Source organism: Pedobacter sp. GW821-FHT01D05, from assembly GCF_059422505.1.
Map to the genome: position 1 here is coordinate 573,830 of NZ_JBWKXA010000001.1, position 24,992 is coordinate 598,821.

25 protein-coding genes are annotated in these 24,992 nt (G+C 40.8%); 9 read left to right on the forward strand and 16 right to left on the reverse strand.

The genetic code is table 11. From position 1 onward, the window contains the following. Positions 1-82: 82 nt before the first annotated feature. The 8 genes from AC07VK_RS02285 to AC07VK_RS02320 all read right to left on the reverse strand — a co-directional run bounded on the left by AC07VK_RS02285 (position 83) and on the right by AC07VK_RS02320 (position 7,980). A complete protein-coding gene (locus AC07VK_RS02285; protein ID WP_492958055.1) occupies positions 83-1,162 on the reverse strand; it encodes an endo-1,4-beta-xylanase in 1,080 nt (359 codons plus the stop codon). Between the two features lie 311 nt (positions 1,163-1,473). Further along, positions 1,474-2,355 carry a glycoside hydrolase family 43 protein gene (locus AC07VK_RS02290; RefSeq protein ID WP_492958057.1) on the reverse strand — a complete coding sequence of 294 codons (882 nt, stop codon included), beginning with the start codon at positions 2,353-2,355 and terminating at the stop codon, positions 1,474-1,476. 212 nt (positions 2,356-2,567) lie between these two features. After that, positions 2,568-3,125 (reverse strand): YciE/YciF ferroxidase family protein, encoded by a 558-nt coding sequence (locus AC07VK_RS02295; RefSeq protein ID WP_492952916.1) that lies wholly within the window; start codon positions 3,123-3,125, stop codon positions 2,568-2,570. A gap of 119 nt (positions 3,126-3,244) precedes the next feature. After that, on the reverse strand, positions 3,245-3,922 hold the full coding sequence (locus AC07VK_RS02300; RefSeq protein ID WP_492958059.1) for a DUF6766 family protein: 678 nt from the start codon (positions 3,920-3,922) through the stop codon (positions 3,245-3,247). A gap of 6 nt (positions 3,923-3,928) precedes the next feature. Next, positions 3,929-4,408: a CinA family protein gene (locus AC07VK_RS02305; protein ID WP_492958061.1), complete on the reverse strand. Its 480-nt coding sequence runs from the start codon at positions 4,406-4,408 to the stop codon at positions 3,929-3,931. Positions 4,409-4,608: 200 nt separating this feature from the next. Beyond that, complete coding sequence (locus AC07VK_RS02310; RefSeq protein ID WP_492952919.1) at positions 4,609-4,890, reverse strand: hypothetical protein; 282 nt, start codon at positions 4,888-4,890, stop codon at positions 4,609-4,611. Positions 4,891-4,996: 106 nt separating this feature from the next. Continuing rightward, entirely contained in the window at positions 4,997-6,550 is a 1,554-nt protein-coding gene (locus AC07VK_RS02315) for an FAD-dependent oxidoreductase (protein ID WP_492958063.1), read from the reverse strand. Positions 6,551-7,059: 509 nt separating this feature from the next. Next, positions 7,060-7,980: a diacylglycerol/lipid kinase family protein gene (locus tag AC07VK_RS02320; RefSeq protein ID WP_492958065.1), complete on the reverse strand. Its 921-nt coding sequence runs from the start codon at positions 7,978-7,980 to the stop codon at positions 7,060-7,062. Between the two features lie 66 nt (positions 7,981-8,046). Here AC07VK_RS02320 and surE point away from each other — a divergent pair, with 66 nt between their 5' ends. Further along, complete coding sequence (surE, locus tag AC07VK_RS02325) at positions 8,047-8,775, forward strand: 5'/3'-nucleotidase SurE (protein ID WP_492958067.1); 729 nt, start codon at positions 8,047-8,049, stop codon at positions 8,773-8,775. Positions 8,776-8,831: 56 nt separating this feature from the next. Here the strand turns inward: surE and AC07VK_RS02330 are convergent, their stop codons facing one another. Then, positions 8,832-9,032, reverse strand: a complete 201-nt coding sequence (locus AC07VK_RS02330; RefSeq protein ID WP_492952923.1) for a hypothetical protein — start codon at positions 9,030-9,032, stop codon at positions 8,832-8,834. A 259-nt stretch (positions 9,033-9,291) separates the two neighbouring features. Here AC07VK_RS02330 and AC07VK_RS02335 point away from each other — a divergent pair, with 259 nt between their 5' ends. Then, positions 9,292-9,792 (forward strand): hypothetical protein, encoded by a 501-nt coding sequence (locus AC07VK_RS02335; protein WP_492958069.1) that lies wholly within the window; start codon positions 9,292-9,294, stop codon positions 9,790-9,792. A gap of 90 nt (positions 9,793-9,882) precedes the next feature. Here the strand turns inward: AC07VK_RS02335 and AC07VK_RS02340 are convergent, their stop codons facing one another. The 5 genes from AC07VK_RS02340 to AC07VK_RS02360 form a co-directional block, all read right to left on the reverse strand. Further along, positions 9,883-10,263, reverse strand: coding sequence for a response regulator transcription factor (locus AC07VK_RS02340; RefSeq protein ID WP_492952925.1), 381 nt, complete (start codon positions 10,261-10,263; stop codon positions 9,883-9,885). A 57-nt stretch (positions 10,264-10,320) separates the two neighbouring features. Beyond that, the gene (locus AC07VK_RS02345) at positions 10,321-10,596 is read right to left on the reverse strand and encodes a hypothetical protein (protein WP_492958071.1); all 276 of its coding nucleotides are present in this window, start codon (positions 10,594-10,596) and stop codon (positions 10,321-10,323) included. Positions 10,597-10,708: 112 nt separating this feature from the next. Next, positions 10,709-11,452 carry a DUF72 domain-containing protein gene (locus tag AC07VK_RS02350; protein ID WP_492952927.1) on the reverse strand — a complete coding sequence of 248 codons (744 nt, stop codon included), beginning with the start codon at positions 11,450-11,452 and terminating at the stop codon, positions 10,709-10,711. A 38-nt stretch (positions 11,453-11,490) separates the two neighbouring features. After that, a complete protein-coding gene (locus tag AC07VK_RS02355; RefSeq protein WP_492958073.1) occupies positions 11,491-11,787 on the reverse strand; it encodes a hypothetical protein in 297 nt (98 codons plus the stop codon). Between the two features lie 50 nt (positions 11,788-11,837). Beyond that, positions 11,838-12,317 (reverse strand): low affinity iron permease family protein, encoded by a 480-nt coding sequence (locus tag AC07VK_RS02360; RefSeq protein WP_492952929.1) that lies wholly within the window; start codon positions 12,315-12,317, stop codon positions 11,838-11,840. Positions 12,318-12,640: 323 nt separating this feature from the next. Here AC07VK_RS02360 and AC07VK_RS02365 point away from each other — a divergent pair, with 323 nt between their 5' ends. The 3 genes from AC07VK_RS02365 to treY all read left to right on the forward strand — a co-directional run bounded on the left by AC07VK_RS02365 (position 12,641) and on the right by treY (position 18,923). After that, positions 12,641-12,817: a hypothetical protein gene (locus AC07VK_RS02365; protein WP_492958075.1), complete on the forward strand. Its 177-nt coding sequence runs from the start codon at positions 12,641-12,643 to the stop codon at positions 12,815-12,817. Positions 12,818-13,018: 201 nt separating this feature from the next. Continuing rightward, on the forward strand, positions 13,019-14,878 hold the full coding sequence (gene treZ, locus AC07VK_RS02370) for a malto-oligosyltrehalose trehalohydrolase (RefSeq protein WP_492958077.1): 1,860 nt from the start codon (positions 13,019-13,021) through the stop codon (positions 14,876-14,878). Continuing rightward, positions 14,871-18,923 (forward strand): malto-oligosyltrehalose synthase, encoded by a 4,053-nt coding sequence (treY, locus tag AC07VK_RS02375; RefSeq protein ID WP_492958079.1) that lies wholly within the window; start codon positions 14,871-14,873, stop codon positions 18,921-18,923. The genes treZ and treY overlap by 8 nt, the downstream gene beginning before the upstream one ends. 17 nt (positions 18,924-18,940) lie before the next feature. Here the strand turns inward: treY and AC07VK_RS02380 are convergent, their stop codons facing one another. Next, positions 18,941-19,924, reverse strand: a complete 984-nt coding sequence (locus AC07VK_RS02380) for an SDR family oxidoreductase (RefSeq protein ID WP_492958081.1) — start codon at positions 19,922-19,924, stop codon at positions 18,941-18,943. Positions 19,925-20,070: 146 nt separating this feature from the next. Between AC07VK_RS02380 and AC07VK_RS02385 the strand changes: the two genes are divergently transcribed. From AC07VK_RS02385 to AC07VK_RS02400, 4 genes are all read left to right on the forward strand, one after another. Beyond that, a complete protein-coding gene (locus AC07VK_RS02385; RefSeq protein WP_492958083.1) occupies positions 20,071-21,228 on the forward strand; it encodes a zinc-dependent alcohol dehydrogenase in 1,158 nt (385 codons plus the stop codon). A 55-nt stretch (positions 21,229-21,283) separates the two neighbouring features. Beyond that, positions 21,284-21,517, forward strand: a complete 234-nt coding sequence (locus AC07VK_RS02390; protein ID WP_492952935.1) for a hypothetical protein — start codon at positions 21,284-21,286, stop codon at positions 21,515-21,517. Positions 21,518-21,579: 62 nt separating this feature from the next. Continuing rightward, positions 21,580-23,772 (forward strand): catalase, encoded by a 2,193-nt coding sequence (locus AC07VK_RS02395; RefSeq protein WP_492958085.1) that lies wholly within the window; start codon positions 21,580-21,582, stop codon positions 23,770-23,772. Then, the gene (locus AC07VK_RS02400; RefSeq protein ID WP_492958087.1) at positions 23,744-24,430 is read left to right on the forward strand and encodes a hypothetical protein; all 687 of its coding nucleotides are present in this window, start codon (positions 23,744-23,746) and stop codon (positions 24,428-24,430) included. Before AC07VK_RS02395 ends, AC07VK_RS02400 begins: the two co-directional genes overlap by 29 nt. Here AC07VK_RS02400 and AC07VK_RS02405 read toward each other — a convergent pair. After that, positions 24,408-24,914 carry an ankyrin repeat domain-containing protein gene (locus AC07VK_RS02405; RefSeq protein ID WP_492952938.1) on the reverse strand — a complete coding sequence of 169 codons (507 nt, stop codon included), beginning with the start codon at positions 24,912-24,914 and terminating at the stop codon, positions 24,408-24,410. The genes AC07VK_RS02400 and AC07VK_RS02405 overlap by 23 nt on opposite strands. Between the last annotated feature and the right edge of the window lie 78 nt (positions 24,915-24,992).

Consider the following 24,992-nt stretch of genomic DNA (forward strand, 5'->3'; position numbering starts at 1 on the left):
TGATCGTAATTGCTGTATTGTTGCGCTTAATAGCTGATGATTTAGCAGTACATATTGTCTTAATCATCAAATTGTTGTTTGTTTAAAATTTTGTAACCTCGTAGTATGCTTTTTTAGGTTTTAAATCGGCATTAAATAATAATGGAAAATTTTTCCTGCCTCTGCCATCGAGCCAGCTGTAGCGGTCTGAGAGGTTCCAAAAGGTAACACCTGTAATGTTTTTTTTATATTTTCTGAACACCTCAAAAACCATCTTATATTTTTCCAATTGCTGCTGTTCCATTTCTGGTGTAAAAACAGCTGCATTAACGCCTTTTTCTCCGGTAATCATCTGGCCGCCCTGTCTTCCCGAATACACGGAAACATCCAGCTCGGTAAATTGGATCTGAAGACCAAGAGATGAAAACAATTCAATAGATTTTTCAAGTTCGGAGCGGGTAGGGTTACTGATAGACCAATGTGCCTGTAATCCAACACCATGGATGGGAACTCCTTTGGCTAACAGCGTTTTAAGCATCCGATATATCTTATCCCGTTTGATAGGATTTTCTGTATTGTAATCGTTATAAAACAACAATGCTTTTGGATCTGCCGCATGTGCATCCCTAAATGCTTGTTCAATAAATTCCTCTCCGGCAATATTATACAGCTGAGATTTTCGGAAAGTGCTGGTATCATCTGCAATCACCTCATTCACAACATCCCAGGCATAAATTTTCCCACGGTACCTGGATACAACAGTGTTGATATGATTTTTGATCCTGGAAAGTAATACTTCTTTAGTTACCTGGTTTCCTGTAGCATCTTTAAATAGCCATCGTGGTGTTTGTGCATGCCAGATTAAGCAGTGCCCCCTTACTTTTATCTTATTCTCTAATCCAAATTGAACAATTGAATCAGCTATTTGCCAGAAAAATCTATTTTCATAAGGATGTATTGGTCCCATTTTCATGGCATTTTCTGCAGTAATACTATTAAAATGTGCTAAGATCAGCGCCTTTTCTTGGTTATGGAGGTCGCTTGGTTTGACGGCAACACCTATGGGGAAATAATTTTTATAATAATCTTTTAGCCCGCTGGCGCTTTTGTATGCACTTAAGGTTAGAATTCCTAAGGAAAGGAATAGCAGAATCACTGGTAATTTATTCGGCTTTCGGCTCATAATTTGGCTTGATGATCAGCAGGCTAAATTATTTGGATTGTGGCTATGAGAATAGTTTATTTCGTCATTTTTACTAGTACATTTGAACAATCGGGTGTTTTTTTTGGTAGTACCTGTTTGTTTTGTGCTTCCCTGGTAAATGAAATTGCAACAATCTGGATTAGAGTAATAAAGGGTATTAGAATGGTATTTTGTTGTTCGTTTGCTCTGGGGTCTAGTCCAAATAGGGTGTTAATATAAAATTTGTGGGAGATATTTCAGTAAAATTGATGTTCAATTGCAGGCATCTAGCTTTCTTAGGTCAGGGAGTGCTACCGTAATCCTTCGCTTGTCATGAGCACCCGCTTGATTGTCCCATCGGGATTATAATAAAGATGATCCAGGCAGACCGAACGCCTGTGACTGCCTCCGCCTTTTAGTGCGCCGTTATGATAAAAGAAATAGTACTTTCCTTTGAATTCGACAACGGCAGGACGGTTTGTTTCACAGTTTCCAGCCAGTTCGTTCAATATCCCTTTAAATATCCATGGTCCATGTATACTCGGGCTCATGGCGTAGGCTACCTTTTCCGGGCTGCCATAACCGTAAGTCAGATAATACCAGTCGTTGCGTTTAAAAACATGAGCACCTTCCGAGAAACCAGGTAGTTCAACCGCATTGATTTTGCCCTGCATACTGAGCATATCATCACTTAGTTTAGCGAAATAGCACTGTTGGTTGCCCCAGAAGATATAAGCCTGCCCGTCTGTATCTATGATTACAGAAGGATCAAGGTTTGCCATTGGATTTTTGTCGAAAGGGATATCATTTCCTGTGATCAGTGCTGATCCAATTGCATCACGGAAAGGACCTGTAGGTGTTTCTGATATTCCAAGCGCAATTGCTTTTCCAGGTATATCGCGATGGGAGACTGCAGCAAACCAATAAAACTGTTGTTTGTTAAAAACCACACAGGATGCAAATGCATCCCCGCTTGCCCAGCTAAAATCTTTTGCCTGTAATGGTATCAGATGTTCTTCCCAGTTGATCAGGTCTGTAGAAGAAAAGCAAAGCCAGTTACGCATGATATAATTATGCACCCCTGGTGGTGCTTCATCATGTCCAGTGTATAAATATACTTTCTGATCGTATACCAAAACAGTTGGATCAGAAGTGAATTTGTGGCTGAATATAGGATTTCCGGTGTTAATCATATCATTTGCATAATAAATAACACTTATATACCCGTTATTGTTGGATGGATGTGATCTTATAGATTTCTTTTGTAAAAGAGGTTATATCATAAAGATAGATTTGTCATCCTGTCCAAAGGACTTCTGTGGAGAGCCTGTCGAAGGAACCGCTTAAATACCCTTTAAGGTGTTTCGACAGGCTCAACATGACAGCCTTTATGATACATCCTTTTTTATTCTGCAACGGCTTCTTCATTAACCGCATTGACAGCAATTTCAGTGAGCGCGACATCGGTTGCCTTTTCATTGTCAAGGGTCTGAGAAAGTAGTTCGGCTACATCGTTGTGTCCGATATTTTCGGCAAATACTCTAAGCGTACCATAGGTTGCAATTTCATAATGTTCCACTTTTTGAGCTGCCAGGATAAGTCCTGCATCTCTTATCATCGTGCCTTTGTCGGTATCAGCAATAATTCCATCGGCTTCTTCCAGCAAACCTGCCATTGCATCACACTTTTTAGCTACTGGTTTTTCACCTAAAAGCCCAAAAACTTCTTCCAGTGTGCTCACATGTTGTTGAGTTTCCGTGGTGTGCTTTTCAAAAGCTGCTGCAAGCTCAGGGCTAGTGGCCGCTTTTTGCATTTTTGGAAGCGCTTTAGCAAGGTGTTTTTCTGCCCAGTAAATATCCTTTAATTCATCAATAAAAAAATCATGGAATTCAGAATTTTCTATTTTTCCTGTTTTTGATGTAGATTTTGAGGCTTTGTTGCCTGCTGTTTTTGTTGTTGCCATAATTATAATTTTTATAGGTTTTTGATAGCTATAGAACAGGTTGAAATTTCAAATGGTTTTATGTATTTTATTTTAAGTTCTTGGCATAAATCTATCCATTATGGTCAATTTTAATATTTCTATTTCCCGGTTTCCATATGCGGCGCATCTACTGGTTTAGATTCCGGAGAGCCTTTCTGTCTTAAGAAAATGGTTAATACCACGATAGCAGCTACCGAGAGGAATTCGCTCTGCCAGTTTTGAAAGGTTTCGAACCAGAAGTTGGCCTGCCCCAGATAGGCGGTCATCGTATCTGTTGCTTTACCTTTTAATATTTGCTCAGTGTTGTGATCTAGCCAGCTACCATAAAAATGGAGGTACCAGCTCACCAGAAAAAGGATGCAGAAAGCAATAGAAAGCGAGTTGGAATACAGTTTCAAAATCAGCCCGCCCCGGCGTACGGGCCATGGGGCATTTTTCGAGGCAACAGGCTCGCGGTCTACCGCTTCTTCTTCATCAAGTTTTTTAGATTCGGCCGAACCGATCTGACGCAGTTTTACGGTTAGCAGCACATAAAGAACCATCTGCAGAAACTCGCTTTCAAAATTTTCGAAAGTGGCGGAAATAAAATGCCCGGTATGAAGATAATTATTAAAAGAGATTGGCGAAGCTCCCTGGTCGCTCAGTTCGCTATTATGTTCTTTCCAGCCGGTAATTGCCTGTGCCAGGAGTGTAAAAACAAATAGGCTGATAAAGGTTACCGAAAGTCCGTTCCGGTACAGCCAGGTCTTTTTTGGAAATGCTTTCTTTGCTTTCATATCTATTTATGGGTTATCCAGGAAGCTGAGGTAATCTGCTAACATAGTTGCGCAAGCCAATACAGTTGCGGTAACAATTTCCTCGCGACTACCAGTAAAATTAAGCCTTTCTGAAAAAGCCAGCTCGTTGTGGTGGGTAGCGTAGATGAACATGGTGCCTACCGGTTTTTCCTGGGTTTCACTTCCTCCTGGAGCAGTAAGTCCGGTGATGCCAATATGGATGTCGGCATCGATCAGTTTTGACAGTCCTAACGTTATGGCCTGTGTAACCTCCATTGATTCAGGTGTATAGGTTTTGATCAATGAAGCGTCAACCTGTAAAAGATCTTCCTTTAAACAGGCATCATAACAAATAATGCCTCCTTTAAGGAATTTACCCGCATCTTCTATCATTGAAAAATCTGCTGAAAGCCGGCCTGCCGTTGCGCTTTCAGCAAAAGCAATTGTGAGGTTTCTGCCTATAAGCATTTTGCCTACATTTTTCATCTTATCATCCATTATAAAATCTGACTATTGGCCCCAACATTAAGAGATCAGTTGCAGGTCTCTGCAGAATCTGATGGTGGTAGTGCGGAGGTCTTTTGGCCTAAATAACAACCTTTATGGATAAATGGTTTTATGTGGCGGAGCGCAGGAGCGGAACTTTTGTAATAAACAAAATGAAGATTTAGCTAAGGTTTCTATTATTACTGATTTACAAGGTGATTTTCAATTTCGCCCGCAATGAGGTTAATCTCATGAATACCTAATGATACCTGTGCCGCTTCAGAATTCAGTCTATGGTCGAAATATTCTGGCATTCCAGGATCAATCTCTTCCTGTTGGAGCAGTATCCAGTCCAGGCCCATTTTTCTGATGGCGCCAAGGATACTGCCAAAATAAACGATTATATAATAATCTTTCTTTGGAATAATAATCAGGGTAATTTTATCATCACCATGATCGATCTGGATATTAAATGGAACCATAAAATTACAACCCTAATGTTGATGGATTTGTTTGGACATTGGTCTTTTTAGCCCTGCTTTTGGTAAAGGTTGAAATCTTGTTCAGATTTACAGCTGAGCTTATTTATCAAACTTGTCCAATCTTGTTGATTTCTATTTTCTCTAATGCTTTCCTTGGTGGCCCGGTAAGAACATTACCATCAGTAGCGAATCTTCCTCCGTGACAAGGGCAGTCCCAGCTTTTTTCGCTGGCGTTCCAGTTAATAATGCAACCGGCATGTTTGCACACCGGACTTAAGGCGATAACCTTGCCGTTTATATCTTTATATAAAGCGAGCTTTTTGCCTTCTAACTCTACTATTTTACCTTCATCGTTTTTTAACTCTTTTGTTGACTGGATAATTTCTGTCCCAAACCGGTCAGCAACAAAATGATAGGCCACATCAGCATTTTCTTGTACAAAATCCATAAAACCTGAAATAGGTTTCAATCGCGACGGGCTGAGCAGTTTAGCAAGATCGTTTTCAATACCCAATATCAGATCGGTTAAGATAACTGCCGAAAGGCTGCCGAAGATCATCCCGTTCCCGTTAAAACCCGTTGCTACAAAGCTGTTCGGATCACCACCCGGAAACTGCCCAATATAGGGTAGGCCATCTACGGGAACATAATACTGTGATGACCACCGGTAATCAATAGAGCTAATGTCAAAATTTTCCATTGCATATTGCTCTAGCGCCGAAAAGGCCTTTTCCGGATCATCGTGCCCCGTCTTATGGTCAGCGCCACCAATTAACAGGTATTGATCTCCATCTATTTCATGACTTCGGAAGTAGTGGTAAGGCTCTTGCATATCATAGGCCAGGCAGTTGGGGTAATCTCCGTTTTTAAGTTTAGCCGCCAGTACATAACTTCGGTAAGGCGCATTCCTGAGCGACAGGATATTAATTCCAGGCGGAATGTGTGTAGCCCATACCAAATGCCTGCCCTGAACGGTTATCTTGCCTGCATTTATATAGTGAACGTCGCCTTTATAAACACTGTTTTCAACAAAGGTATGCTCCAGGATATCTCCGCCCAATTTAAGGAATTCTCTGGCGAGGCCTAGTATATATTTTATGGGATGGAATTGCGCTTGCTCTTTAAATAACAATACGTGTTGGAAATCGATCGGAATGCCGTTTTCAAATACTTCACTTACGTTAACACCAGCCTGTTGTGAAGCGGAAAGGATGGATTTAAGCTGTTTCGTCTCTTCCTGGTTCTGAGAGAAGAGAAAGGCATCCTTATATTCAAAGTCTGCATCGATTTCGAGCGCTTTGATATTGCTACGGATCATTTCTATTATTTCTTTTGTAGCACGGGCAAGTTGGGCAGAGGCTTCTTTTCCGAAATCACTATCTATCTCCGGATAGGTGGCATCCAAAAAGGTATTCAGGTGTGCACTTGTACCACCTGTTGTACCGAAGCCCAGGTTTTGCGCTTCTATCAAAATACATTTTTTACCTTTTCGCTGTAGCTCAAGGGCAGTGGTTACGCCCGTAATTCCTCCACCTATGATTACTACATCGTAAATTGTATTTTCTTTGAGTGGTTTGATTTCCAGGCGCGGATGCGAAACCTGCCATAGACTTTCATTTTCTCCGTCCCTGGCGGACTTAAGGTCAGTATGGTTTTTCATAAGCTGTTTTTAGGTTAAAACAGGATGTAAAGCGCAAAGGTTTTTGAATTATACGCGATTTTATAGGACTTATTTTTACCTTAAAAGGATGATTGTTCTTTTTGGATAAAAAACTGATTAATTTCTGCAAATCTTTTATTTTTTTTGAAAATGAGTGTGCAGTTGTTCTTCGGGTTAAGCAGTCTCGCTTTGCGATGTATCCCCAATGAGCCCGATGTAAAATCGGTAGGGGGATGCCTCTTCAATCGAGTTTAGGTTGAAAGGCTGATTTTTATTATGCCATGCAAAAATTACTTCTTTAATATAAAAAAAATGTAGTCAATAAGCCCTCTTTTTCTGAAATAAACTTGAAGTATACTTGAGATAACAGTATCTTAACATTTAAGACCCTGAAATAAATTACCTTCGGTGAGCTCGCTTAATGCTCTGTTTACTGCGTAACTTTCCGCTGCGCTACAGGTCAGGGTGACGACCGCTTATATAAATCAGCTATATTTTCAAGTAGTTATTTATTTGAGTTTTTTACTTTCAACCATTATCTCTAGCAGGCTATGCATTAGGTTTACTTTTAAACGACTCTTTTTTATGTCATTTATCAGTTGGTCATCAACATGTGCATCTTTTCCGTTCCATTTTATCTTTAAATGTTTTGTTCTTATCGGCGGCACTGGAAATACTACATCTTTTCCTATTGCAACTTCTGCAATATAATTTTTTAGGATTTCCCTTTGGTTTTCTTCTACGATTACTACATCGAAAAAACCATCACTGGGATCAGCGTGTTCACTTAACCTCAAATTAGGACCAAGGCGCGAAATATTCATGATTTCGACCATGATACATTTTTTCCTTATTTTTTTATCCTCAACCTCTATGCTACAGGTGCATGAAACATAGGTTTCGGTAATTGCCAATAGCGTATCCAGTGCAATTTCGAATTCATCCTCAGCCGTTTTGATTGCTTTTGTATCCATGCTTTCGAGCTTTTGCATCAGTTTAGGGAAAATACCAAAGCCAAAAGATTCGATAAAAAACAGTGGTTCTGCTGTTCCGGTAACCTGTCCGATATCAAATTTTCGCAGATTGTAATTAGACCAGGAAGTTATATTACGGTCCAGATCGCTTGAAATACCAAGAGAGGTTGCAATATTATTTGCAGTACCGAAGGGGAGGAGGGCTACCGGTCGTTTGTAACGCAGTTTTTTGTCAAGAAGTTTGATAATTGTTTTTCTTATCGTCCCATCCCCGCCGGCAATGGCAATAAATGAAGTTTCGGGGCGGATATCTTTTAACGAGCGTTTTTCAGAAGACGCGTAATCTATCGAAAAGCCATGACGCTTAATAGCAGACGATAGTTTTTTTTCTGAATGTTTTTGCTGTCCTGCTTCAGGATTATGGATTACATGAACTAAAGGGGCTGGCTTTTTCATCTTTATTTGAACAATATAGGCCAGACTTAGTTTTATTAAGAGATATAAACAGTAAAAAAAATAGAAATGAATATCTTGATCACCAATGACGACGGCATTTACAGCCCCGGAATAGCAGCACTTGCCAACATTGCCAAAACTTTTGGTACAGTAAGAATTGTTGCCCCTGATGTAGAACAGTCATCAATGGGCCATGCCATAACACATTCACGGCCTTTGAGCTACAAGAAATCACCAATAGCTTTTGAGGGGATAGACGCCTTCCGTGTAAACGGTACACCAGCCGATTGTGTTGCACTTGGTTTGCACCTATATCCTGATACCAATGTGGTACTTTCGGGTATTAATATGGGGCCAAATTTAGGTAATTCCATGTGGCATTCGGGCACATTGGCTGCGGCAAAACAAGCTGTTCTTTTGGGTGTAAAAGGCATTGCTTTAAGTACGCCAGTAGGCCACACTGAACCTGATTTCGAAAAATTAAAAGCCTTTGTAGTTAGTTCACTGGAGGAATTATTTATAAACAATGAGCTTGCCCTGTATAATGTTAATTTTCCGCCAGAACCTAAGGGCATTAGGTGGACACGGCAGTCTGTGCGCCTGTATGATGGAAATGTTGTTCCGGGAGAAGATCCGATGGGGAGGAAACATTTTTGGATTACTGTAACGCCACTTGAGCCAGCCGAAGAAGACACCGATCGCTGGGCCGTTGATCATGGTTATGTTTCTATTACGCCATTGCGATTAGATCTGACTAATGAGGCTGAGCTTGTAGGCCACCTGATGTCTAAATAACTTAAACTTCTAGAAAAATTGTTGAATGCATTAAAAAGGCCCGTTTGGGCCTTTGCTTAATGTACGGGATTGGTTTTGTGCATGGTGTCACGTTTGAGTGTGTCACGTTTAGTGGTGTCTTTTTTAGACGGCCATTCCTTGCTTTTTTTTGCAGGCTTTGTTTTTTCTGTCTTTTTTTTAGTGGTGTCTTGTCGTGTTTGTGCAACCGATGCCAGGCAGATTGAACAGGCTAGCATCATCATCATAAGTTTTTTCATAAGAATAGAATTATTGTTAAAATACCAGTAATAAAACAATGGTGTTTTTGTGAATGTTTTATGAATTTTTCTTTTTAGTCTATATTCAGTACACAACCATTGGTATTTTGATACATTTCTGCTCGATCAACTTATTGGTTTTATAAAACCATCTCTCTTTTTACTTTGTTTTATGTTGAAAAAACGGATTAAATAAGCCGAACAATTTTGTACTGGTTTATCTACAGGTAATTAGTTAGTGTGTAAAAAGAGTTAAATCATGAAATACCCTCAGTCTTGTTTATTTCTTATCATTTTGCTGTTTTTGCTTAGCTGTAAGCATGATCAGACCGAATTTACCATGCACGATCGCGAATTTACTGACTCCGTATATCCTGAAATGCAATATCAGCAGCAGTTGAATCTTGAACTGCAAAAGATGGATGCTCCAGCAATTAAGGGTTTAGGCACCAGGAGAGGAAATGAAAATCAAGCCTATATTCAGCAGTTAGCAGCAAATACAAATACACAGGATCAATTTTCACAAACTTCGCTTAAAGAAGAACATGTACAAAAACTAACCCTATTGCGTCAACGTGATCCGGTCCAATTTGAACAGTTACACTCACTGCTCATCGATTCAGACCAAAAAATGATTGGTTTTCATGTAAAAGCTACTGGCTCTACAGGATTGCTCAACCCTAATCTGAGGGCCTGGGCAGAAGCAAAAATTGCCCATTGGAAAGCAGACTTGAATGAAATCCAAGGCTTAACAAAATAAGTAAGGCTGTTTATACCATCCCAGCTCTTATTGTTCTGGTGTTCGCTGTATATTATATCAAACAGATTGATTTAAGTTTAATTAGCTACTTTATGTATCCTTTCCAGCACTTTTTAAATTTAATAGATCGACAATCTTTTTTAATAATATAAAGATATCAAAAGGCTTAACTACAAATTCTTCGGCGTTACATCCGCTGGTCATTTGTTGAATATCGGCATGGGCGCTCATCATAACTACGGGTGTATCAGCAGTTTTGGGGTCGGCCTTAAGCAGTTTACATACCGCCATACCATTGCCGTCGGGAAGCATTACATCCAACAAGTAAAGGTCTGGATTGATATGTTTTCTGGTAAAAAACTCATTAACGGTAGTAAAACACGCTACTTGGTAGCCTTCTTCTAAAAGCAGGAACTGTAATATATCTCTTATCCCTGCATCATCCTCAAGTATACAGATCAGTTTACTCATAAAGAAATAGTTTGCACACTAAAATTTTGTTCATTAAATGGCAATTGTGTTTTTAAGTTATTCGGTATCAATATTTTTTTGATCTACACTGCTGCCTTCTTCATACCGGTCTTTCTCCTTTTCATCTTCGTGTACAATAAGCGAATGGGGAGTGGCAGCGGCGGGGTTTGAACCTGTGCCATCGGTTTTGGGCAAACTTAAAAGATCGTTGTTATTGGTTAACGGTGTGTTTTCTATTTCAGTATTGCCCAAGGCAATTTGATTCAGCTGTTCCTGGTTTTTCCTTTCATTGCCTTTCTCAAGGTCTTTTCTGTCGTTTTTAGTATTTGCCATAATGCGGTTTACTTTGTTAAAATAAACAGAACCATCAGATTAAAGTTTTAAGCAAAACGAGAATTAACCCGCATAAGCTTGGGCAATTTCGTTTAACTTTTTATCTGCTAAATTATTTTTGATACACTGAGGCGATCATTTTTTTTATTTCGAGTGCATTAAAAGCAGCATAAGCAGCCTGATCGTTATCGAAATAGAGGTATACGTCTTTTTCTTCTTTTATCCACGAAAACAACATGCTGTTCCACTTTGTTAAGTTGTGGTTGTTGTAACTTCCCTGATATTTTCCTTCAGGACCATGTAGCCTGATGTACACAAAATCTGCTGTGCACAAAATGGGAGATTGATGCCCGGCCAACTCGTAAATGCAAAATGCGCAGTTGTATTTAGCGAGCAGTGTAAATACATCATCATGATACCAACTTGGATTTCTGAATTCGAAGGTATATCGGTGCTTTTTAGGAAGCATTTTTAAAAACCGCTCCAGCCTTTCGGTATTTAATTTCCATTTAGGTGGGAGCTGAAAAAGGATAGGCCCCAGTTTGTTTTCCAGTCCTTCGCTGGCCTCTAGAAAATCCAGGATTTCGGCCTGTTCCACATTCAACTTTTTGAGGTGGGTAAAATATCTGTTGGCTTTAACAGCATAAATAAAATTCTTAGGGCTTTGCAATTGCCACTGCTTAAAATTATCGATGCTTGGTTGGCGATAAAATGAATTGTTCAGCTCTACAGTATCGAAATGTTCGGCAAAATATTTAAACTGATCTTTCTTTTTAAGGTCATCTGGATAAAAATTGCCCTCCCAATGGCGGTATTTCCATCCCGATGTGCCGATGAATGCTTTTCCTAATTTCATATTTCGTTATCGGTTTATTTGCACATAGCCGCTACCGGTTATTCAATTTCTCCATCAGCCATGCCATCTAAAAACCAGCCAGACCTGTATTCGAATCTTGCTGATGAGGTTCCCGATTTATTGGTAACCTTGCCCGTAAAATCATGGGCAATATCGCCTTCACTTTCCAGAATCTGTTTGGCCAGGTTAGCATATTCGTTTAAATCCAATCCATCGTTGATAATATAGGTCAATTCTCCGTTTTCGCTCCATGATGACTCAATTAATCCATCATTAAATTTTTTCTTTATTGTATGCAGATTTTCTTGGTTGTTATTTAAGGGTAGGTCTCTCATCTTTGTTTTATCTTATTAATTAATGTGTTATCAAATTATAAATGGAGCGACTAATGTTTAACCATTTTTTTATTTTTAACCATCCTGGGGTTTCCTGTTAATTTTTCTTCCGAAAGTTTTTTTGCAGAATCAATTGAATGGGAATGGTGGATATCCTCTTCTTTTTCTGCCACATCAGAAAGTTTCGCATAGTATTTGTGCAGTACATCCAGTTCTGCCTCCGAAAGATCTTCAATATCAACCATACGGTTACTGGCATGCCTGCTCGCTGCCAATAGCTCATTAAGTTTTAACTGTATGGCTTTCGAATCCTTATTCTGGGTTTTCTGGATCAGAAATACCATTAAAAAAGTAATAATAGTTGTTCCTGTATTAATTACCAGTTGCCAGGTATCCGAATAATTGAAAACAGGGCCACTAACGCCCCAAATTACGACAATGCCAACAGCTGTAATAAAGGCGCCTGCACTTCCGGTCCAATTCGTAATCCTGTCAGATATACGCTCAAAAAAGTTGTGCTTGTTTGTCATATTCTTTGGTACTAAGTCTAAGGAGTGTTTTTGCTTATATAAACAGGCGAAAATTTCAGATGGTTTTCAGTTTTTGTTTTCTCTTGCTGGTAATGAGAATATAAATACAAGGGTGTTCCTTTTTTAAGTTATTAAAACAGGTTGATACTGCGTTTACCAAAATATTTAATTGATGTGTTAACCGGTGTTGTAACCAAATACTTTAACCGTTAAATAAATCAAACTTACCACAGTTTTGCCTTGTTTATTTAATGAAGTACATGCTTTAAAACAAAGGTTGCGCTTCTTGCAGGAAATAATTTTGAAGGTTTAAACTTAAAACAATGGAAAACAAAAAAACAGATCAACAGGACAATGAAAATAAGGTTGGTATTGTACCGCATTCACAGATTGAGGCTAGTGATGCAGATAGTGCTTATCAGGACGAGGCTTCTGCCGGAGAATTATCAAAACAGGCAGAGAAATCGGATTCGGATGCAGGCCGCGCAGAAGATGATTGAACTCCTCATCAGGATTAAATTTTTTAAGACAGTAAATACGAACTGTATAAACAGTTAAAATGCAGGAGCCGGTAGATGATAAGCCGTGCTGAGCGCTATAATAGCTCGCTTTTAGGTTTATGCAAATTGCAGCATATTCTTCATCAATATCCGTCAAAACTTTGGCCTGTTTTTTTTTGTTCTCTTAAAAAAGAGGCTTTAATGGGAGTAAACGTACAAAAAAGAAGTATCGGTTTAAATTTTAACGAAAACGGGGAGGCAGAAATAAGGGTTTGGGCACCGTTTGCAGAACAGGTTGCTGTTTTAATAACAGAAAGTGCTGCCGTTATTGATATGTTTAATGAGGGCTATGGGTATTGGTTTTTGCAAACCGATCAGATAAAGCCACTGGAAAGTTATAGCTTTAAGATCAGCACCCCTGAAGATGGAAAAGAACTTATGCGTTCTGATCCAGCCTCGTTGCTCCAGGCCGAAGGGCCACAGGGGCTATCAACAGCTTTTGATCTGCGAAGTTTCCCTTGGACAGATAAACATTGGGATGGGCTCGCATTGAAAGATTTCATCATTTACGAACTTCATACCGGAACTTTCACACCTGAAGGAGATTTTGCCGCTATCGAAACAAAACTCGACTATCTTGTTAAACTCGGCATTACCGCTATAGAAATTATGCCTGTTGCACAATTTTCGGGCGGCAGGAATTGGGGTTATGATGGCGTATTTCCCTTCGCCGTACAAAATACCTATGGTGGTCCTTTAGCATTACAACAATTGGTTAATACCTGCCACGAGAAGGGGCTGGCCGTAATCTTGGATGTTGTTTTTAATCACGTGGGGCCAGAAGGAAATTATTTTGCAGATTTTGGTCCATACTTTACTGATAAATACCATACGCCCTGGGGGCAGGCCATTAACTTTGATGATGCAGGATGCGATGCGGTAAGGGATTTCTTTATCGAAAATGCGCTGATGTGGTTCAGGGATTTTCACATCGATGCGCTTAGGCTAGATGCGGTACACGCAATTAAAGATTTTAGCCCTGTTCATATTCTGGCAGAGATTAAATCGCATACCGAAAAACTTGCTCGGGTAACCGGTAGAACTTATGAACTGATTGTTGAACTTGACTTGAACGACGGTCGCTTTATCAGGCCGAAAAAGGAGCATGGCTATGGTATGGATGCCCAGTGGATAGATGAATTTCACCATGCGCTGCGGGTTTGCGCAGGTCAGGAACAAAAAGGTTATTATTCAGATTTTAATGGCGTGGATGATCTGGCTAAATCTTTTAACGGCGCTTACGTGTACGATGGACAATATTCGCCCCATAGACAGAAAAAGTTTGGTGAACCCATAGGAGATGTTCCGGGTTATAAATTTGTTGTTTTCTCACAGAATCATGATCAGATCGGTAATCGCATGCTGGGTGAACGGACTGCTACATTGGTGAGTTTTGAAATGTTGAAAGTGATGGCTGCTGCTGTTTTTTGCAGCCCCTTTTTACCCTTGATATTTATGGGCGAGGAATGGGCAGAAACCAATCCTTTCCAGTTTTTTATAAGTCACAGTGATCACCATCTGGTAGAAGCCGTTAGAAAAGGCAGAAAAGCGGAGTTTTCTGCTTTCCACGAAGGTGAAGCCGTGCCCGACCCACAGCACGAATCAACTTTTCAACATTCAAAACTGGATTGGCAAAAACTTGAAATGCCGTTAAATCTTAAAATGTTGTCTTATTACAAAACATTGATTGCACTCCGAAAGCAAAACGAGGTGCTTGCAGACTTAGATCGAAAAAACGTTAAGGCAAGGGCCTACCCAGAAAAAAAATGTTTAATGCTAAAACGGGGGAAGGGTGCACAAAAAATAATGGTGCTGTTTAACTTTTCAGATCAAAAGCAAAACCTTTCAACTGGCGAAACAATTCAAGATTGGACCATATTGCTTAACTCTTCTTCACTCGTTTGGAATGGACCAAACGAAGAAATAAAGCGCTTAGCTCCCGGTGAACAAATTACCCTATTTCCAGAATCAATTCTTATTCTTTCTAAAAAAGATGTATAAACCAAGCGCCACTTACCGTATCCAGTTTCACAAAGATTTTAACCTGAAATCTCTTGACCGTATTATCCCATACCTCATCGAACTGGGGATAAGCACATTGTATGCTTCACCCATTTTTGAAGCCATTCCGGGTAGTATGCACGGTTATGACGTGGTAAATCCATTAAAGATAAATCCTGAGATCGGTACCGAAGCAGAGTTGTTAAATGTGTCTAAAAAATTAAAAGCGGCAGGGATTGGATGGCTTCAGGACATTGTTCCCAACCACATGGCCTTTCATCCTGGTAATGCCTGGTTAATGGATGTGCTTCAAAAAGGCAGTGCTTCAGATTTTGCCCTTTTTTTTGACATCGACCTGGAAAAGGGCGATGGACGCTTAATGGTTCCTTTTTTAGGTGAGGAGCTCGATGAGGCCATAAAACTGGAGAAATTACAACTCAAGAAAGTTAAAGGCGAATATTACCTGAGTTATGGTGAAACCGATTGGCCCGTTAATGCTGATACGCATAAAATGCTGGCATTGCTCGATTTTAGGAAAATTAACAGCAATACAGCTGTTTTAAAACAGATAGTTAACGATCAGCATTACCGCTTGTGTAATTGGCAGGAAACCGATCATAAAATCAATTACCGAAGGTTTTTTACAGTCAATAGTCTGATCTGCCTCAACATGCAGCATCAGGAAACATTCAATCTTTATCACCGCTATATTTTCGAACTGATTGATAAAGGTGTTTTTCAGGGACTACGAATCGACCATGTAGATGGACTTTACGATCCTAAAGATTATTTACAAAACCTCCGGAAGTCAGTTGGAAAGGAAGTTTACATTGTAGTGGAAAAAATTCTGGAACAGGGAGAACAGATGCCATTGGACTGGAAAGTACAGGGGAACACTGGTTATGATTTTATGGCAATGGTAAACAATCTTTTTACCAATAAGCAGGCCGAGAAACCTTTTACCAGACTTTATAAACGGGTAACAGGAAAAAAACTCAATCCATCTCAGCTGATCTATGAAAAAAAACATAATATATTGTTTAAACATATGCAGGGTGAATTGGATAACCTGTTTGAAATGCTTTTGCCACTTAAACCGCCTGGTTTTTCTTTTGTAGAAAATGCAGAACTGAAAAAGGCGCTTGGCTGGCTCCTCATCCGCATGCCTGTATATCGGTATTACAATTATAGTTTCCCACTTGCAGAAATCGATGAAAAGAGAATCAGCAGCCTGCTGATGCCCCTTATTGGTGATAAAAAACTGGGTAAAGCAGGAGAATTATTAGCTGCCATATTTTTAGAAAAACCCCGAAATGCAGATCATGCATATAGACGAAAAGTCGGTCAGTTTTTTCAGCGCTGTATGCAGTTTACCGGTCCGTTAATGGCCAAAGGAGTCGAAGATACGCTGATGTTTACCTACAACCGTTTTGTAGGCCACAGCGAAGTTGGAGATGCGCCGGATGCATTCGGGATATCGCTCGATGGCTTTCATAATGAAATGCTGAATCGACAGCAGTACTGGCCACTAAGTATAAATGCGAGTTCTACCCATGATACTAAAAAAGGGGAGGATGTAAGGGCGAGATTGAATGTGCTCAGCGATCTTCCTGAGGAGTGGAGCCTGCTGGTTGAACAGCTTAAGCACAATTTTATCCGTTTACAGCATAAGGTGCCGTCCTACAAAAAGTTACATGTTAATGATGTTTATCTCCTCCTGCAGACCATTATTGGAGCCTTTCCTTTTCTAAAAGACGATGAACAGGATATTGATAACCGTTTAGCACAGTTTATTGTAAAAGCATTGCGGGAATCCAAGAAACGGTCAGACTGGGCAAGTCCGAATGAGGTTTACGAGCATCAACTGAATAAGTTTTCGAGGGTTATTTTAAACGAAAGGCTGGAAAGCGGAAAATTGATCAAAGACTTTTTGAAGCGCATTTCCGACTTTGCAATAATCAATAGTTTAGCGCAGCTTACTTTAAAATTTACCTGCCCTGGCGTTCCGGATATTTATCAGGGAACCGAATTATGGGATCTAAGCCTTGTTGACCCTGATAATAGAAGAGCTGTTGATTATAGCTGCAGATCCAAAATGATGAAAGAGCTGGATACACCTGCTGACTATAAAAAACTTTGGGAAGACAGGTTTTCTGGAAAGTTGAAAATGTGGTTAACCAAAACTTTGCTATTAATCAGAAAATCTGAAACTGATGTTTTTGAACTGGGTACCTATATTCCTTTAACGGTTGAAGGTAAATATAGTAACCATATCTGTGCTTTTGCAAGGAGGTATAAACAGCGCTGGATAATAACCGTTGTTCCCCTTGGTTTTGCCAAGTGCTGTAAAATCCAGAATGTAGCAATTAGCGATTTCGATTGGGAAGATACTGCAGTTATTTTACCGCATGAGGCCCCCTTAACATGGGAAAATCTGCTTACCGGGAAAAAAGGGGCTAAAGATCCATTACAGAGGGGGCTACTCATCAGCCAGTTGTTCAACGAGGTTCAATTGGCGGTGCTTAGGTTAATCCCCAAAAAAAATGAACGTTCTGCGGGGGTGTTGATGCACATCAGTTCCTTACCATCCAATTTTGGTATCGGCGATCTTGGGCCCTGGGCATATAAATTTGTAGATTTTCTTTATGCTTCGCGGCAAAGCTATTGGCAGATTCTGCCCCTCAATCCGGTAAAAAAGGAGAACGGGTATTCTCCTTATTCCAGCAGTTCTGCTATGGCTGGAAATACCATGCTAATTAGTCCGGACGTTTTATTCGAGGATGGGCTTTTAAGTAAAAGTGATCTTGATGCTTTCCTATTACCCGCAACAGCACAAGTTGATTTTGAAAAAACAGCAGAAATGAAACAGCGTATTTTAGATAAGGCCTATCAGCGCTTTAAAAGTACGGGTAACAAGAAACTGGTTGCAAGCTACAACTCTTTTTGTAAGGCCGAATCGCGCTGGCTCACTGATTTTTCTGTTTATACCCATTTAAAACAGTTTTATAAAAACAGTGAGTGGTTTAACTGGCCAGAAAAGTTTAAGTCTAAAAATAAAAAAGCTATCGTTGAATATGAAAAAAACTACCTGTCCGAGCTTGAGGAAACAAAATGGAACCAGTTTATTTTTTACCGTCAATGGTACAAATTAAAAGCCTATGCAAATAAAAAGGGAATAAAATTGATCGGCGATCTTCCATTTTATTTGGATTACGATGCGGTTGAAGTATGGGCAGAACCTCAAAATTTCCTGCTTGATAAAAATGGAAACAGAACTGTTGTTGCGGCTGTACCACCAGATTATTTTAATGAAAAAGGGCAGTTGTGGGGAATGCCGATATATAATTGGGAGAGGATGGAACATGATGGATTTAAATGGTGGAAAAACCGGCTCAAGAAAAGTAGAAAGATATACGATCTTGTGCGCCTGGATCATTTCAGGGCTTTTGCGAGTTATTGGCAGGTTGCAGCTCATTTTGATGATGCAGTAAATGGTACATGGAAACCTGGGCCGGGTGCTCAATTTTTTAAATCAATGAAAGGAAAATTCGGCGAACTTCCTTTCATTGCCGAAGATCTTGGCGAAATTACTGAAGATGTGGTCAATTTAAGAATGCAGTTCGGCCTGCGGGGCATGAAAGTTATACAGTTTGCCTTTGGCGAAGACCTGGCAGCTTCTCCCCATATTCCGCATAATTTTGATTCGGTGAATTTTATTGTCTATACCGGAACCCACGATAACAATACAACTTTGGGATGGTTTAAAAATGAAACAGACGAGGCGCTTAGAAAACGGTTATCGAACTATGTGGGTGCCAGTATTAATGAAACGAATATTATCAAGGCCATGATCAGGCTTTGCTATTCTTCAATTGCGGAAATAGCAATAATCCCCATGCAGGATATTATGCAGTTAGGTGATGACGCTAAGATGAATACACCGGGTAAAGCGTCCGGTAACTGGGCATGGAGGGTGGATGAAGGATTTATTACCGAAAAAACCGTAAACTGGTTGAAATCAGAAACCGAACTTTATGGCCGCTAAACGTGTAAAATCCCTGGTTATCCCTTGGGCAATTGTGATAAACTTTTGGCCGTTAAAAGCACTGCGCCTACAAAGAGAAGTAGCCCGCCAGCAAGGTATTTACGGTGCGCCTTAGGTCTTCCAGGCATTCCCCAACCACCGTGTATGGCATTGCCAAAAGGAAGTGGAGAGAAAATATTGCCGTTTGTTTTTTCGATATCAGGGGCATTTTTTAAGTAATTACGGATCACCGCTCCGGCTATGCCCCTTGTAATTGCCGGAAAAACGGCATAAGATAAGCGAAGCAGTATCGAAGTGCTTCCAATCATCGTTTGCGGTTTCGGTTGCTTAGAAAGTTTAAGTATGCTTAGTGCTATACGCATCGGATCGTATACCGGTGGTGCAGGTTTTAAACTTTTTCCGGTATAATTTGCCGCGTGCTGGATCCCTGGTGTATCTAAAAACGCTGGAAAGGTGTCACAGATATAAATATTGGGGTACCTGGATAATTCTGTTTGAAGGGCAGCACTAAAACCTTTCAAACCAAATTTGCTTGCAGAATAGGCCACGCCGTAAGGCACAGGAAGAAAGCCACCGATGGAGATATTGTTGATGATGATACCTGATCCCTGTTCTTTAAAATATGGGAGTACGGCATGAGCTCCGTTCATATAGCCAAGCAGATTGGTGCGCAACACCTGCTCCGAAACTTCCATTGGTGTAACATCAAATTCGCCGATAGCAAGTACGCCGGCATTATTTATCCAGATATCTATTCCAGGTCCAAAATTGTCGGCAGCCGCTGCCAGATTAATTACCTGTTTATAATCGGATACATCTGCTTCAACTGTTAACACTTCTGCACCGAATAATTCACATTCTTTAGCCAGTGCTGTAAGTTCATCCATATTGCGGGAAGAGATTACCAATTTATCTCCATTCTGAGCAAATACCGTAGCCATTGCTCTGCCAGCGCCACTTGAAGCGCCTGTAATTACAACCGTTCTTTTTTCCTTCATCATTATTGTACAACCCATTATGCCCGAAAAATGTTTTTTGTTATTCTTTAATTCAAATTAGCTAAACTTTAACAGATTTTTCATTGTTGTTTATTGTACCATAGGCTGTTTATGAAGGCTTTATTCATTATCTACATAAAATTTAAATTATGAAAGCAGCAGTATTCCACAAACCTGGCGATATCCGGGTAGACAATGTACCCGATCCGGAAATTCTTGATCCCAGGGATGTAATCCTTAAAGTAACCTCAACCGCAATCTGTGGCTCCGATCTGCATATCTTAAGCGGTGCAGTTCCGCAAAAAGAACCTTTGGTTATGGGGCATGAATTTATGGGGATAGTGGAGGAGGTTGGCGCCTCCATTACGAACCTGAAAAGAGGCGACAGGGTAGTAGTTCCTTTTCCCATTGCATGTGGTAAGTGTTTTTTCTGTACTCATGAAGCTTCACCTGCCTGCGAGAATTCGAACTTTAAAAACTATGGACCAAATGGTGATATGATGAGCCAGAAGGGTGGTGCACTCTTTGGTTATACCGATCTTTATGGTGGCTACTCTGGTGGCCAGGCGCAATATGTGAGGGTACCATATGCCGATATTAGTCCGCGTATTGTTCCCGATCATTTAAGCGATGAACAGGCACTGTTCCTTACCGATATTTTTCCAACCGGTTGGTCGGCCATTGATTGGGCGCAGTTAAAAGGAGGAGAAGTAGTGGCCATCTTTGGATCAGGACCGGTTGGGTTAATGGCACAAAAAGCAGCTTGGATAAATGGTGCCAGCCGGGTAATTGCAATTGATCCCTTAGATTATAGGCTCGAAAAGGCAAAGGCGGTAAATAAAGTTGATACGCTGAACCCACATAAAGTGGATGTAGTGGAAGCAATAAGGGAAATGACAGGCGGACGGGGAGCTGATGTATGTGTAGATGCGGTAGGATTTGAGCCCGAACGTAGCTTTATGGATAAGGTTAAGGCAACCTTCAATTTTGAAAAAGGCTCTATAAAAGTGCTCGAAATGTGCTTTGAAGCTGTTCGTAGAATGGGAACCGTATCTATTATGGGTGTTTATGGTTCGCCTTACGATAACTTTCCGCTCTTTCGAATTTTCGACAAGGGTATTACCATCAAACAGGGCCAGGCACCCGTACTTAACTATATAGATAAACTTGTTGGTTTGGTAAATGATGGAAAGGTAGTGCTTGATGACATTATTACGCATACCCTTCCCCTTGATCAGGCAGCACACGGCTATAAGATCTTCGACGAAAAGGAGGAGGATTGTGTAAAGGTTGTTTTAAAACCTTAATTGCTATTTAGAAACTTAAATTTTTCATCCAGCTACGCATCTATCCTTAAACAACATGGAAAAACTCATTGAACAGCTTAAAGCATTTTTAGGAAACAGAATTATGGATCTAACGATAAAGGGACCAGCGGAAGTTGATATTCTGATTGATGACGAGCAGCCCTTAGAACCCCTTGCATCGGAACTGCGGAACCATATTACAGAGATTGTTGATGAAAATACATTGGCAAAGATAAACTTTGTCCGTGCCAACGGCACATTGGCCGATAGTTTTTCCCTCAACCAATAATGAATAAATCGCAGAAAAAATAATTGTTAACAGCCCAAAAAGAGGCGTAAGCTAAAAAAAATATGGACAAGAAAACATCAAAAAGAAAAAATAAACCTGCTCAGCCAGAAAATGGTAAGACGGCCAAACTGGAATCTTTTGTAGCAGATTCGACAGGCGAATTTTTAACAACCAACCATGGGGTCGGTATTAACGATGATCAGAATTCACTCAAAGCAGGAGAAAGAGGAGCAACACTTTTAGAGGATTTTATCCTCCGGGAGAAAATTACACATTTCGATCATGAACGCATACCCGAACGCGTAGTGCATGCCAGAGGTTCTGCTGCACATGGTGTTTTTAAGGTATACGAAGACCTATCTAAGTTAACCAGGGCCGCATTTTTATGCGATCCGGGAGCAGAAACTCCGGTGTTTGTCAGGTTTTCAACCGTTGCAGGCTCCAGGGGATCGACAGATCTGGCACGTGACGTAAGGGGTTTTGCCGTAAAATTTTATACCCAGGAGGGGAATTTTGACCTTGTAGGCAATAATATGCCGGTATTTTTTATTCAGGATGCGGTTAAATTTCCAGACCTTGTTCATGCAGTAAAACCAGAGCCTGATAATGAAATGCCACAGGCCGCTTCGGCTCACGATACTTTTTGGGATTTTATTTCTCAAATGCCGGAGTCGTCGCATATGATTATGTGGCTAATGAGTGATCGCGCCATACCAAGGAGCTACCGCATGATGGAGGGCTTTGGCGTACATACTTTTAGATTTGTAAATGCCAATGGGGAAGCCAGTTTTGTGAAATTCCACTGGAAGCCACTTCTGGGCGTACATTCGGTGGCCTGGGATGAGGCACAGAATATTTCGGGCAAGGACCCCGATTTTCATAGAAGGGATCTTTGGGATGCGATTGAGGCTGGTGCCTTTCCCGAATGGGAACTTGGTGTGCAGATCGTGCCTGAAGCAGATGAGTTTAAGTTTGAATTTGATCTTTTGGATCCCACTAAACTGATCCCTGAAGAACTTGTTCCTGTGCAGCGCATTGGTAAGATGACACTGAACAGAAACCCCGATAACTTTTTCGCGGAAACTGAACAAGTCGCTTTCCACGTTGGCCATGTTGTACCAGGTATCGATTTTACCAATGACCCGCTATTGCAGGGCAGATTGTTTTCTTATACCGATACCCAGTTAATCCGATTGGGAGGACCAAATTTTCATGAAATCCCGATTAACAGGCCTGTAATTCCCGTGCATAATAACCAACGCGATGGCCATATGCGCCAAACGATAAACAGGGGTAAAACCAGCTATGGTCCGAACGGACTCGCCGCAAACGACCCAAGGCAGGTACCTGCTGCCCAAGGTGGCTTTGTAAGTCATAATGAGGCAATTGATGCCAGAAAGATCCGTGCAAGGAGCAGGAGTTTTTTTGATCATTTTTCGCAGGCCCGCTTATTCCTCAATTCACAGAGCAATGCCGAAAAGAACCACATTATTGATGCCTTTAGCTTTGAACTCGGTAAAGTAAAAGCAATTCCTGTCCGGGAACGTATGCTGGCTGTATTAATCCAGATAGATAAGGACCTGGCTGGGGCCGTTGCGCAGGCACTTGGCCTGCAGATTCCAAAAATCCCTTTGGCAGACCTTAACAATAGCCTGCCAGCTGATGGCAAAAGGAAGGATTATGCTTCTGTAAATCCTAAAGGAAGCCTTGCAAGGTCCACAGCGCTAAGTATGGCCACAACGATCAAAGATACCATCAAGTCAAGAAAAATTGCAATTCTTGCCGCAGATGGAGTAAATGAGCAAACACTGAGCAAAGTTAAAGATTTCCTTGTTGCACAGGGAGCGGTGGTGCACATTATAGCACCAAGATTGGGCGAAATTATTTCGGCAGGTGGTAAAAATATTGCAGTGGATGAAAGTCTTCTAACAGCAGCATCTGTCCTTTACGATGCAGTATATGTACCTGGGGGCACTAATTCAGTTCATGCACTTAGTGGAGAGGCCAATGCCATTCATTTCTTAAATGAGGCGTTTAAACATTGTAAGGCAATTGCTGCCGACAAACAGGCACTCCAGGTTTTGGAATCTACTTATTTCGCTAAAAAGCTACCAGCAGAATATACCAGCGATAATGCATTACGCGAAGGGATTTTGATTACTGAGAATATTGATGTCCTTACCAAGACTTTTGCAGAAATGATTGCCTTGCACCGCTTTTGGGAGCGTGAAGTTAAAAGAAAAATACCTGCATAATTTCAGAAACAAACCGGGTGAAGGCGAACAGCCTTCACCAAATTTATTGGCTATGGAAAATAAAAATAACTTAGAAACCGTGCCTGCTCAATATACAGGTAGCGAGATGGATGTAATAGAACGCAAAAACTGCAGCACCCTTGCAGAAGCGTTGGAGGTTTTTGAACGGGCCTGCACTAAATTACTGTCCGTAAACGATTGGGGCCGTTATGCAGGCATCTCCGCTTTCCAATTAATCGATCCGCAAGGCATCCGTGCAGAAAGGCAGGCTCAGTTAAATGACTATATCAGGATCGATATTCCCGGTCCCGGAACGCAGGCCGGAATGGGCTATGACTGGGTTCAAATCGAGGAAATCACAACAGAAAGCGACGGTAAGAAGCAAACCTTGTGCATGAGGGTAAGACCCTGTGCACATCCTTTGTCACAAAAAAAGGAAACTGCCCACTTTTTAAAAAGTGAAGCCACATCAAGTTTTATCATTACACAAACCGGACAATATGTAACTGCGGAAGAACATGGCAGAAATGAAGTGCCAAATACAGATAATGGCACCCTTTATGATAAGGGAAGGAATTTTATGGTGGGTATGGCGGCCAAGCTGGGCTTTTCATATCCGCAGTGGAAAGGCCTGGTTAAGGCGCTTTTGCAAGATTAGCATTTTTGCTGTATAATTCAAGCAGTTCTGCTCCGGCTTCGTTCCCCTGCAAAATGGCCAGATCTAATGCATGCTGCCCCCTGATATCCTGAAGCCCCGTTTTTGCACCATGCGCTAAAAGTAATTTTAATACCTCATTGCGGCCAAACATTGCAGCAAACATCAGTGCAGTGCCACCGTTTCCATGCTGAAGATTAAGGTCTGCTCCGCTTTCAATCAATAATTTTGCAATATCGGTATAGCCTTTAAATGCCGCACCCATTAAAGCGGTGTTGCCTCCCTGATCTCCAAGATTCAAGTCTGCTCCCGAAGCAATCAGGTATGCTGCGGCTTCCGGCTGGTTGTTATAGCAGGCAATAATCAGAGCAGTATAACCTTTATCGTCCTGAAAATTTATGTTCACTCCGTTGCGCAATAGTTCTTTTAAAACCTCCGTATCGCCTTTTCTTGCGGCAGGTATAATGAGTTGTTCTATGTTTTCCATTTTTATATAACATTCGCGTTGTTAAAAAGTTTAAGGTAAAGCACTGCTCATTTTTTGTTGAAAATTGAAGAATGCCTC